This window comes from Terasakiella sp. SH-1, assembly GCF_004564135.1.
Lineage (GTDB): Bacteria > Pseudomonadota > Alphaproteobacteria > Rhodospirillales > Terasakiellaceae > Terasakiella.
In genome coordinates this window covers 1,001,628-1,014,349 of the sequence record NZ_CP038255.1, presented here as the reverse complement: position 1 = coordinate 1,014,349, position 12,722 = coordinate 1,001,628, and the positions used below count along the sequence as shown (strand labels likewise).

The following is a 12,722-nucleotide window of genomic DNA, read 5'->3' as shown; positions in this document are numbered from 1 at the left end:
ATTACACTAAATCACTTTTGAGTCTAACAGGGCGGGTCATGACAACTGAAGCGGAAAGCGAGCTTTACAAGGCTCAAATCGAAATCCGACATCTGAAAAACACCATCGCAGCCTTGCGCGATGAGATGGACAGCCTCAACGCATCAAAAACCGAGGCCGTACAAAAGGCTGTGGCCGATGCCCATCAGGAACATCTTCAACTGCAGAAAACGGTTTCTGCCTTGCGCGACGAACTGGAAGACAAACGCCGCGAAATGGAAGATGCGGTACAAAAGGCCAAAGCCGATGCTCATGGTGAAATTGTTCAGCTGACCAAAACCGCGCAAGCCCTGCGCGACGAACTGGAAAACCTGCGCCTGAATAAAGATGCGGAAATTCAGCGCACGCTGGCCGATGGCAAGCAAGAGGCAGGTACCCTGATCAACACCGCGCAAGCCTTGCGTGATGAGCTGGAAAACCTGAGACAAGACAAAGACGAAAGCGTGCAAAAAACCAAGGCCGATGGCCATGGGGAAGCCTTGCAATTGCAACGTACAATTTCCAGCCTGCGCGATGAAATGGAGCTGATGAAGCACCGTTATGATGAAGAACGCACGCAGATGGAAAGCAGCTTTCGCGATGAAAACCAACAATTACGTGATACAATCACCTCAATGAGGGAAGCGTTGGAGGCGCAACATGCCGGAAAGTAATACAACACAAGACGTGATCAAAAACGAACTTCACGTCACCCCCAGTACGGCAGAACTGGTCTTAAAGGTCTCTCATGATGTTGCCAAGGCAGAAACCCTTGATGAACAACTGCGCATTATTATGGAAGCCGTGACCGAAGCCACCGATTCTGATCGCGGTACATTATTTTTGAATGACCATGCCACCAACGAACTCTATTCGCGCATTGCTTTGGGCGATATCAAGCGCGAAATCCGTATCCTGAATAATTCTGGTATTGCAGGTGCCGTTTATACCAGTGGTGAGCCCGAGATTGTGCCTGATGCCTATGCCGATAAACGCTTTAATCACAGTGTTGACCATGCCACCGGCTATAAAACACGCAACATTCTTTGTGCCCCTGTGCGCACGGTTAAAGGCGATATTTTAGGGGTTGCCCAGACCCTGAATAAAAATGATGAGGCCGAATTCAGCGATGATGACCTTGCCATCATGCAGGCGATCACCACGCAAGCTTCCATCGCTCTGCAAGGCACCCTGTTTGTGGAGCGCATGGAAAAACTGCGCGAACAGGAAGCCGAATTCCTCAATGTGGTGTCCGATGTATCGTCCGAGATCAATCTTGGCCCCTTGCTCCAGATGATCATGAATGCCATCACTAAAATGTTGCAGGCTGATCGTTCCACCCTGTTTCTTAACGATGAAAAAACCAGTGAGCTTTATACGCAGATTGGTCAGGGGCTGGGTGCCACCAACATTCGCCTGCCCAATCATCTGGGGATTGCAGGCACGGTCTTTACCTCTGGCAAGACCGTCAATATTCCTTATGCCTATGCCGACCTGCGCTTTAACCCGGCCTTTGACAAGCAAACGGGTTATTTCACACGTTCTATCCTGTGCTGTCCGGTACTGAACAAAGACGGCAAGGTCATCGGGGTGACACAGGTTCTTAATAAAAAAGGAGGGCCATTCAGCGATGAAGATGAACAGCGCCTGAAAGCCTTTACCTCACAAATTGCCGTCGGGCTGGAAAACGCCCAGCTCTTTGCCGACGTGCAACAGATGAAAAACTATAACGAAAGCATGCTGGAAAGTATGAGTAACGCCGTTGTTACCTTTGATGAAGAAGGCAACATCGTGACTTGTAACGCCGCAGGCTTGCGTATTCTTCAGGTCAAGGCCGAAGAGATCATCGGTAAAAAAGATGCCGATTTCTTCACCGAAGAAAATGTCTTTGTTGTGGAACGCCTGCGCACCGTGCGTGATGAAAATGAGGCTGATATCTTCCTTGATGCCGTCTTGCTGGTCGGCGAAGACAAGGAAGAAACGTCCGTCAACATCACGACCCTGCCGCTGTTGGATAAAGATTCCAAGGCAATTGGTACCATGATCATGATGGAAGACATCAGTTCTGAAAAACGCATGAAATCCACCATGTCGCGCTATATGGACCCTGGCCTTGCCGACAAGCTCATGGGTGGTGGGGAAGAAATTCTTGGCGGGCAAAGTAGCGTCGCCACCGTTCTGTTTTCTGATGTGCGCAGCTTTACAACCTTGTCGGAAGAACTGGGTGCACAGGGGATTGTAAGCCTGCTCAATGACTATTTCACCGTCATGGTCGATTGCCTGAATGAAGAAGGCGGCATGCTGGATAAATTTATCGGTGATGCCATCATGGCGATCTTTGGCACGCCATTCCCCCATGAAGATGACCCGGACCGTGCGGTACGTTGTGCCATTGACATGATGGTCAAACTGCGTGAATTCAACCAGCAACGCGCCGCCAAGGGCTTGATGGAAATTGATATCGGGATTGGCCTGAATACCGATAACGTGGTGTCCGGTAACATCGGTTCCCCCAAACGGATGGATTATACCGTTATCGGTGATGGGGTGAACCTGGCCGCTCGCCTTGAAAGTGGCACCAAACAATATGGTGCCCATATCCTAATTTCTGAATTTACCTTCAAGGAACTGAAAAGCACCTACCGCACCCGTGCCATGGACCATGTGGTGGTCAAAGGGAAGACCGAACCGGTCGGTATTTACGAAGTTCTGGATTACCATACCGAAGAAACCTTCCCCAATATGGTAGAGGCCCTTGCCTATTTCCGCGATGGTATTGATTGTTATCGTACAGGCAAATTTGACGATGGCATTGACAAGTTCCGCAAGGTTCTGGAACTGAACCCCAAAGACAAAGCGTCAGAAATCTATATTGAACGCTGTGAACATCTCAAGGAAACGGTTGATCCGGAAACATGGGATGGAGTCTGGGTTATGACCTCCAAGTAAAACAGCTCAAAATCCTTATCTACCATTTAGCAAAAACTTAAATTATAATAATTTTAAGACTTATTATATAACAGTAAAAATACGTAATTTAAACTTTATTTTCCATTTCAAGTTATATACGCTCTTTCTTTAAATCATAAAAATTTGAGATTGGTGAATAAGATGTCTATCAAGCAAAAGCTGCTGCTTTCGGCGCTTTCCCTAACCATAATGGTGATTGCCTCCATTGGTTTTACACTTACGCAATTTGATTCTGTGTATCACAATGCGAATCAACTTAAACATAATAGCGAGAAGATTTCCCATAATATTCTCCCCCTGGTTTCTTCTGCCAAAGATTTGAAGCTCAATACCGTGCAGGTGCAGCAATGGCTGACCGATATTTCTGCCACACGTGGGCTGGATGGGCTCAACGATGGCTTTGACGAAGCCGAAGCCAATGCCCAGTTGTTTAAACAGAATGTGGAAAAGATCAAAAAGCTTGCCCAGCCTTTCAACAACAGCGAACTCAACACAATCATTAACAGCCTGAACGATGTTTTTGATCCCTATTACGAAACAGGGGTCGTGATGGCAAAAGCCTATATTGCCGGGGGGCCAGCTGCGGGTAATAAAACCATGGCCGCCTTTGACGAGGTTGCTGCCGCCATTCAGGAAACAATGGATAAGTTTCAGGCCATCATTGATAAAGATGTCAAACAGCTGGCACTGGATGCACAAAAGAATGCACAGGAAACAGAAGACATCCTGTCACAAGCTAAGTCCCTTTCCTTTATCCCTGCTCTTCTTGCCATCATTTTGGGGCTATTTGCCTTTTTCACAGCCAATGGGATCAGCCGCAACATTGCGCGCATGACCGAAAAAATGACCATGCTTGCCAAGGGTATTCTTGACTTTGACGTGCCAGAAGCCAGCCGCAAGGATGAACTGGGCAGCATGGGCCGTGCACTGGATGTGTTCAAACAACAAACCACCGAAAATGAAGAACTGAAAAGACAACAGCGCCTTCAAGATGAGAAATCAGCCGAAGAGCGTCGTTTTGCCCTTTCCAACATGGCTAACAAGGTGCAGGAAGAATCCCGTTCTGCTTTGGAAAAAGTCACAGCAGAAGTCTCCAAAATGCAATCTGCTGTCAGTGACATGCATCTTTCAGCAACAGAAACAACTGACTATTCCCAGTCCGTTGCCGTTGCAGCAGAAGATTCTTTAAGCAATTCACAAAGTGTGGGGGCTGCAACCGAAGAACTCAGCAGCTCCATCAACGCCATTTTACAACAGGTTGAAAATCAGTTTGCCATTGCCAACGAAGCAAGCACCCAAGCTGAACAATCTGCACGTACCATTTCAGGACTGGACGAAGCTGCTGTGAGCATCGGTGATATTGTCACCCTGATTCAGGATATTGCAGCACAAACCAACCTTCTGGCCCTCAACGCCACCATCGAAGCCGCCCGTGCTGGGGAAGCTGGCAAAGGCTTTGCCGTTGTGGCTTCCGAAGTGAAAAATCTGGCCGTTCAAACCAGCCGGGCCACCGAAGAGATTTCTGCGCAAGTCAGTGCCATTCAACAAGACAGTACTCGCAGCGTACAGGAAATCAGCAAAATCGCAAATATCCTGAAACAGATGACTGAAACCACTCAGGCAGTGCGTGATACAATTGATTCACAATCTCAGGCAACGATTGAGATCAGCTCCAACGTTCAGGAAAATACACATGCTTCCAAACAGGTAGCCGATCAAATTTCTGAAGTTTCCGGCAAGTCACTTGCTGCGGCCAACAAAGCCACAGTCGTTACAGAAGGGGCCAGCTCGATCTCTCAGGGCATCCAATATCTTGTTGATCACCTCAATGACGTTGTGCGCTCTGCCACACAGGAAATTGAAATGAACCGTACAGCGTCTTAATCCTCTTTGACGAAATTACCAATCCGCAACCTTACAGCTCTTTTCTCTAAATCTGACCCGTTTCATGGAGCCTTATCTGTGCTTGAGTTAGGAAAATTGTGCAAAGCGATGCGGGGCATCGGTTAAGCAAATTGACGCGACACAAGCACAGATAAGGCCCACCAGAGGCGTTTATCTCAAACAATGTGGAGGGCGGCACCTTCCATTTGCGGTGAATAACACCGCCACATGCAAGGTTTCTACCCACATTGTTTGAGATAAACGTGAAAGCGGGTCAGATTTAGAGAAAAGAGCTGTAGTCGTGTGTCTTCATTATGGCACACGACTTTTTTTATGTTTTGCATGGCCCCTGCCAACCCGATACACTTGATGAAACCTCCCCTTGACCAATACGGGTGATATATCATGAAATCCCTTCTTGTTTTAGGCACCCTGCTTGTCCTTCCCGCCTGTGCCCCCGCACCTGCCCCTCAGACAAGCGGGGCTGTCCAACAACAAATCGAGCAACTCACGCGCCTTGGGGAACGAACAGCCAAAGCAGGTGATCACGCCAATGCCCTTGGCTTTTATCAACGCGCCTATAGTCTGGACACGCAAAACCCGGACCTATTGATCGTCATGGCTGATATGGCCCGCCGTGAAGGGGATTTGCACAAAGCGGAACAAATTTATGCCAATGGTCTTCAATATGTGCCTGATAATGTTGAAGTGATCCGCCTTTATGGCAATGTGCTGGTTGAACGCAACAAATTGCCGCAAGCCATTATACAGTTTAAAAACGGCCTTGCCCTTGCCCCCAATGATGCCATGTTACTGAACAGCCTGGGCGTGGCGTTGGATATGACGGGACAGCATGAGGCCGCACAGGCCCAATACCGAAATGCTCTGAATCACAACGCTCCCTCTCTGGATGCAAAAAGCAACTATGCCCTGTCTTTGGCCCTGTCCGGTCATCTGGACAAAGCGATTGAGATGCTCAGCCCCCATAGTCACGACAGCACAGCCCCCAAACGCCTGCGCCTGAATTTAGCCCTTTTTTACGGGCTTAAGGGAGATGCAGAAACAGCAGCCCAGATTGCCGGACAAATTCTGGATCGCGAGACTGTCAAACATAACCTGCAAGTCTATGAAAGATTGCGCACAATGACACAAGCCCAGCGCACAAAAGCTGTCTTTGGGAATTAAAAATCGGGAAACACCGCGATTGCCCGAATGATCGCAGGCCCCAGCAGCACAATAAATAACGCTGGCATGATAAATAAAATCATCGGCACAGTTAATGTTGCAGGCAATTTTGCCGCCTTTTCTTCTGCCTTTAACATCCGTTCAGTGCGAAATTCCTGTGATAGCACCCGCAGGCTTTGTGCCAGTGGTGTGCCATAACGTTCTGTCTGTTGCAGCGTCCCCACAACAGCGCGCAAAGATGGCATGTCTGTGCGTTTATTCAGGTTGTTCAGCGCATCAGCCCGATTGGGCAGAAAGCCCAACTCCATGGCTGTCAGGCTCAATTCTTCGGCCATTTGTGGGTTTGGTCCCATCATTTCTTTTGCCACCCGTTTCAATGCCATATCCAGACTTAAACCAGCCTCGGCACAAACCACCATCAAATCGAGTGCATCAGGCAAGGCTTTTTGCAGCGCTTCGGCACGTTTTTGTGCCTGATTGGTGATATAAAGTTTTGGGACATAGGCCCCGATCAATACAGCCACCACCGCCACCAACATACGGCCCATAGGCTGCATATCTCCCATGCCCAATACATACAGCCAGACCACGGCAATACCGCCAAAAGCAAAGGGAAGAGAAAAGCGGAAGAAAAAATAAATACTTAAGGCTTCCTTGGAACGATAACCTGCACGCGCCAGATCATCAGCCACCTTTTCTGCCTCACGCGAACGCAAAACATTCAATTTCGCTACCACCTTATTCACAACACTCATCAATTGTGGGCGCTTTAAACTGTGCTTGCTGGCACTTAAGGATTGATGTTGCAATTCCTGCTGCTGGCGTTGGATCGACTTTAATCGTTTGGATTTCAGGTCACGTACCAACAAGGCTTGCCAGACAAACAACACGACAAAAAACGCCTGCAAGCCAGCCCCCCAAACAATGAGGGTTTCCACAGGGATAGATGTGAACATACTCATATCTCAAACCTCACCATCTTAAACATGACAAAGGCCCCCATCCCGATTGACACCAGCGCCCCAATAGACAAGACGGTCCCGGTGGGGTTGCCATAAAGCGGGCTGGTGTAACCGGGGCTGAGGATTTCCAGAATGGCGAACATCGCAAAAGGCAAGCCCCCCAGAATATAAGCAGATGCGCGTGCTTCTGACGCCATAGCCTTGACCTTAAGCTTCATGGTCTGACGTTGGCGTAAAATATCGCTGAGATTTTCCAGAGTTTCTGCCAAATTGCCCCCGGTTTCTGATTGAACGACCAAAGAAATCACAAAAAAATTGAACTCGGCATTCTCCAATCGCTTGGCTGCTGACCACAGGGCATCCTCCATGGTTTCACCAATTTTCATGGCCTCTGAAATGCGTTTGAATTCATGGGCGACCGGGCCGTCCATTTCGCTTGAAACGATACTGATACCTTCTGTTACAGGCAGGCCGGATTTGACCGCACGTACAATCAGATCAATCGCATCAGGAAAGGACTTGGTAAAAACCATATTGCGTCGGGCAATAAACAGGTCAATCACTATATGCGCCCCCCCAACCCCAAGACCAATCCCGCCAAAGACCGACACAAGCAAGGAAAGTTCCCCAAACAGGTACAAGCCCCCTGCCCCGCCAATCCCGGCCAAGACCGACAATCCAACAAAACTACCCGGCCCCAGTTCCAGCCCTGCGCGGGCAAGCCGCTGGCTTAAGACTTGTGCACTGGGCAACAGTCTTTTGACAAGTTTATCCAGTCCGGGTGCTTTGGTTTTATCTTCACGCAAAACAGATGCCTGCACATCGACATCGGGGAGTTCATCGCCCATGCGTTGGCGCATTTTTTTCAACCGTTTTTGCAGCTGCCTGTTTTTACCCAACACCAGTTCTGCCATCGCTAATAAAGCCAGCAAGACGCTGATACCCAAAGCCGAAAACAGGATCAATTCTTGTGACATGATCATTGCCTCCTATTGCGCCATTGCTTCCATCAAGGCCCGGCCCAGACCGAAATAATCTGCCCGATCCATAAAGTTAGGCCGCAAACCTGTGGAAACATAACGCCCCATCAGCTTGCCGTTGGCATCTTCGCCTTCAAATTGATATTTGAATAAATCCTGCGTGGTGATGATCTCACCTTCCATACCGATCACTTCGGTAATATGGGTGATCCGGCGCACGCCATCGCGCATACGTGAAATCTGTACAATTAAATCCAGCGCGTTTGAAATTTGCGCCCGCACAGCTTCATTGGGCAATTTCACACCCGACATAGCCACCATATTTTCCATCCGGGTCAGGGCTTCGCGTGGACGGTTGGCGTGCAATGTGCCAAGCGAGCCATCATGCCCCGTATTCATCGCCTGCAACATATCCAGCGCTTCTGATCCACGAATTTCGCCCAGAATAATTCGGTCCGGGCGCATACGCAGGGCATTTTTCACCAGTTCTGTCTGACTAATTGCCCCGTCCCCTTCCAGATTGGCTGGCCGGGTTTCAAGGCGCACCACATGGGGCTGTTGTAATTGCAGTTCAGCAGCATCTTCAATCGTGACAATACGCTCACCATGATCAATCATTTGGCTCATGGCATTTAAAAGCGTTGTTTTCCCCGACCCTGTGCCCCCGGAAATCAAAATATTCAACCGTGCACGCCCGGCAATTTTCAAGACCCGACACATGGCATCCGACATATTTTGCGTTTCTACCATGCGGTCCAATGTGATGCGCATCTTGGGAAATTTACGAATAGAAATACTTGGCCCATCAATCGCCAAAGGGGGAATGATGATGTTAACCCGCGAACCATCTTCAAGGCGAGCATCACATAAGGGCGAGCTTTCATCCACCCGACGGCCAATGCGCGATACAATTCGATTGGCGATATTCATCACATGGGCATTATCGCGAAAAGTCACACCGGACACTTCCAGCTTGCCTCCGCGTTCCACGTAGACCTGTTTCGGCCCATTGACCATAATATCCGTCACAGCCTCATCAGCCAAAAGTGGTTCTAGTGGCCCCAAACCCAACATATCATTAAGCAACATGGTAATCAGGTCACGTTGTTCAACCAGATTAAGCTGCTGACCTTCTTCAATCAGGATTTCAGAAACAATTTCACCAAGCTGATCCGCCAATTCACCCCGCGGCATTTTGGCGGCTTTACCTGCATCAATACGTTTCAGAATTTCCGGCTGAACAACAAGTTTGGCCCGTTCCACACTATCGCGACTGGCTTGGCTCAGTTCATCTTGTTCAGAAGATTGATCCGTTGTTTTCCCATCCACAGACGGTTCAAGGCGACGTTGAGGTTTGCGTTGCAAGGCCGCATTGCCACGTGATCCAAATGTGACGCGTTGTTGTCCTGTTTCACCCAGTGGCATGATCCGGCCTCCTGTTTTATCCTCACAGATACGTTCTTAGTCTCTTAACTATATGACAGGGGGGCCATCAATGCTGTGATAGCAATCACTTGGATTTAAACAATTTTCGCCAAAAAGAGGGGCTTTTTTCAACATCCTCACCGTGATCGACCAAACTACGAATAAACGGAGAAAGAGACTGTCCAGCCTTTGACTTTGCTGCAACCTCCAAAAGCGGGCTTCCCTGCATTTCCGCCGCAGCAAACCCTTTGGCATCAAAAGGCAGATGGGCAGACAAGGAACGTTCCACCCCTTTTTCAAATTCCTTGGGGCTGAGTTCACGCTCTTTATTTTCCCCGACCCGATTGGCAAGAACCATCAGGTTATCGTCCACCATATAATCTTTGGCATAACGCGATATACGCAAGCAATCACGCATACCGGCCAGAGATAAGTCACTTACCACCAGCATCTTGCCCAAACCGGCCAATAGCTCCCCGCATTGGGGTAGCAACATGCGTGGAATATCCAAAATCACCAAATCAAATTTTTGGCGTAAGCGTTCAATCAGTAAATCCAACGCCTCCGTTTCAAATTGACACGTCATAGCCAAATCTGTTTCACAGGCCAGAATGCTTAAATTCTCATTCACCTTAACCATAGCGCGTTCTAAAAAAAGAGAATCAATCCGGCTAGGGTTTTCCAAGGCTTCACGAAAACCTTTTCCCGGCTCCAGATCCAGAGACAAGGCGATAGTGCCAAAATGGAGATCCATATCGACCAAGGCGACTTTCTGGCTATAACGCCCAGATAAGGCCCAAGCCATATTCAGTGCAATACTGGACGCCCCAACCCCACCTAAAGCCCCCAAAACAGAAATGACTTCGCCCTCACAACCAGCTTCAACCTGCGGGTTTTCTTCCGGTTTTTCCATCGCGCGTTGCAGGGCATGTTCCAAAGTCTCGCGATCAATGGGTTTGAGCAGATAATCCTCCACCCCCATATCCAGCAAATCACGATAGAGGGCCACATCATTGGTGGTGCCCAGACAGACAAGGCGCACACCTGCTTCGCATACAGATGCCAGTTGATTAATTTTCCCCAGCGGGTCCTGACAGCCTGTCAGATCAATAACCAACAGCTCAGGCGTATGGATATCGCCCAAGGTCGCAATGGCAAGGTCAATCCCGCCATCAAAGATGCGATTTCTGTTCCACCCCTGCAAGGACACAATATCGCCAAGGGAATGCGTGGTGATATCATCCTGTACAAAAGCCATGAAAGGCTCAGTCCCACTTTGTTGTATAAGAGCGCTCATCACTTGGTCCCTCCTCCTGTGGTTTGGGTGGTGCTCGTGCTGCGCGGTTGACGATATTGGATCAGGCTATTAGATAGCACAGCCCCATCAGCGGCTGATAAATCACGCCCACGCACCAAATCACGGGGGTTGCCAATCATCAAGGCCAGATTGGCCGCTGTCGCACAGCCGAAATTGGAATGGGGCTGATTGTGATAGGTCGCATTCGGATCGTCCGTCCAATTCGGGCAGTTTGGTACGGATACACGATACCGCCTCAGGCTAACGCCAATCTTTTGTAAACCCTGCGCAGCCTCCAATCCTTTAAATTGAGGTTTCAGACCAAAACTGCGGAAATAGGCAGCTACTTTTTCAGCCCGTTTTTCCGCCAGGGTTCCACCTTGTAACGCCACGTTGATCACCAGTTCATCATTATGTTTGATTTCATGTTTCATAATAAATTGATCCAAGGCACGACGTTCCTCATGGCTGAGCAAACTGGTGTCATCATCAAACTGGACTTCAAGACGATTATCACTTTGATGCACCACTGGCTGAGGCACACTGCGTGTGACCTGCATATCCTGTACGGTCTGACAGCCTGATAAGAACAGAATGGACAAAGACAGGGCGGTAAATACTGTTTTCATGATCTTTCTCCTCATCCTTAATTCAGGGTAAAGCCGACCGGGCCAATAAGTTTGCGCCCTTGGTCATCCAGTTGAAGGCCAGCCCCCTGCTTGGACTGTTGATGGTATGCCCCACCTACAAAAATCCTTTCCATATCATGGGGCGGTGTAAAGCCATCAGTTGGCGCAACCGCCTTGGCATGGGTGATCGGTTTCACCAAATAAGGGGTAATGATGATCACCAGTTCACTTTCTTCGCGTTGAAAACTGTCGGAACGAAACAATGTACCTAAAATTGGTAGATCACCAAGGCCCGGAAATTTATTCAGATTATGACCTGTTTTATTTTGCAATAGCCCAGCTACTGCAAAGCTTTGCCCACTGGCAAGTTCCACAGTCGTTTTTGTCTTACGCGTGGTCAGGGCCGGGATGACATACCCGTTTAAAGAAACCGAATTACTTTCAGAAAGAGAGCTCACTTCCGGTTCAACCTGAAGATTAATCCGCCCGTCATCCAGAATCACCGGCTTAAAAGACAGGCGCACGCCATATTCACGAAAAGAAATGGTTGGCCCACTGTCACCGGGAACCAGAATGGGGAATTCACCACCGGCAAGGAAGCTGGCTTCTTCGCCACTCATCGCGGTTAAGTTAGGTTCAGATAAAATCGTCACCAGCCCTTCATCTTCCATGGCATCAATCACCCCGCTGATATCGTTGCTGCTGACACTTAAGGTGCTCACAGCTTGAGCAAAGGGGTTGGTTGAAGCCAAGGTAAAAGAAGCAATACTGCCAAACGTCCCCATGGCAGACCAATCAAAGCCCAGACGTTTATCCACATCGCGTGACACTTCCGCAATACGCACCCGCAAATTCACCTGATTAAGCGCATCGACACGCAAACGGTTGATTAAACCAGATGAGGCCGGGCTAAAACGTGTTGCGATTTGGCGCACCTCTTCGACTTCACGGGCAGAATGAAGCGTGCCATCCATGACAAGTGCCCCATTGATACTGGAAAAATGTACATCAGCACCGGGAACAGCCTGAAACACAGCTTGTTTCAGGTTTTTGAGATTATGGGTGACATCCACATCCATATTGGCAATCACCTGATCGCGCCCATCAACCGCATAAAGGGTTGTGGTGCCAACCGCCTTACCAAACAGATAAATCAAGGTTGGAGACTTGACCTGCACATCGGCGATATCCGGGTTTGCAATAAAGACGGAAGAGGCGGCACGCGGCAGGCGGATCAAACGGCTTTTATGATGTTCCACATTCAACGACTGGTGGGCTTGGGGAACAATTTCCACGGCTTCGGCTGAAAAGGGGAGAAGACTGAAAAGAGCCATCAGACCAATCATCATGTACAGGACGTATTTCATCATCG

Annotated in this window: 10 protein-coding genes; 4 read left to right on the top strand and 6 right to left on the bottom strand. The window is 49.0% G+C overall.

The genetic code is table 11. The features are described 5' to 3' along the window. Positions 1–38 precede the first annotated feature (38 nt). The 4 genes from E4K71_RS04675 (at position 39) to E4K71_RS04660 (ending at position 6,057) form a co-directional block, all read left to right on the top strand. Positions 39–692, top strand: a complete 654-nt coding sequence (locus E4K71_RS04675; protein WP_135077240.1) for a hypothetical protein — start codon at positions 39–41, stop codon at positions 690–692. After that, on the top strand, positions 679–2,967 hold the full coding sequence (locus tag E4K71_RS04670; RefSeq protein WP_135077238.1) for a GAF domain-containing protein: 2,289 nt from the start codon (positions 679–681) through the stop codon (positions 2,965–2,967). The genes E4K71_RS04675 and E4K71_RS04670 overlap by 14 nt, the downstream gene beginning before the upstream one ends. Before the next feature lie 162 nt (positions 2,968–3,129). Next, entirely contained in the window at positions 3,130–4,872 is a 1,743-nt protein-coding gene (locus E4K71_RS04665; RefSeq protein ID WP_135077236.1) for a methyl-accepting chemotaxis protein, read from the top strand. A 405-nt stretch (positions 4,873–5,277) separates the two neighbouring features. Beyond that, entirely contained in the window at positions 5,278–6,057 is a 780-nt protein-coding gene (locus E4K71_RS04660) for a tetratricopeptide repeat protein (RefSeq protein WP_135077234.1), read from the top strand. On the opposite strand, the gene E4K71_RS04655 is transcribed toward E4K71_RS04660, so the two are convergent. From E4K71_RS04655 to E4K71_RS04630, 6 genes are all read right to left on the bottom strand, one after another. Next, a complete protein-coding gene (locus tag E4K71_RS04655) occupies positions 6,054–7,019 on the bottom strand; it encodes a type II secretion system F family protein (protein ID WP_135077232.1) in 966 nt (321 codons plus the stop codon). The genes E4K71_RS04660 and E4K71_RS04655 overlap by 4 nt on opposite strands. Continuing rightward, a complete protein-coding gene (locus E4K71_RS04650; RefSeq protein WP_167730289.1) occupies positions 7,016–7,996 on the bottom strand; it encodes a type II secretion system F family protein in 981 nt (326 codons plus the stop codon). Before E4K71_RS04650 ends, E4K71_RS04655 begins: the two co-directional genes overlap by 4 nt. Positions 7,997–8,008: 12 nt before the next feature. Then, entirely contained in the window at positions 8,009–9,424 is a 1,416-nt protein-coding gene (locus E4K71_RS04645; protein ID WP_135077228.1) for a CpaF family protein, read from the bottom strand. Between the two features lie 85 nt (positions 9,425–9,509). After that, a complete protein-coding gene (locus E4K71_RS04640; protein ID WP_135077226.1) occupies positions 9,510–10,721 on the bottom strand; it encodes an AAA family ATPase in 1,212 nt (403 codons plus the stop codon). Further along, entirely contained in the window at positions 10,721–11,350 is a 630-nt protein-coding gene (locus E4K71_RS04635) for a CpaD family pilus assembly lipoprotein (protein WP_167730287.1), read from the bottom strand. Before E4K71_RS04635 ends, E4K71_RS04640 begins: the two co-directional genes overlap by 1 nt. 17 nt (positions 11,351–11,367) lie before the next feature. Then, a complete protein-coding gene (locus E4K71_RS04630; RefSeq protein ID WP_135077222.1) occupies positions 11,368–12,720 on the bottom strand; it encodes a type II and III secretion system protein family protein in 1,353 nt (450 codons plus the stop codon). Between the last annotated feature and the right edge of the window lie 2 nt (positions 12,721–12,722).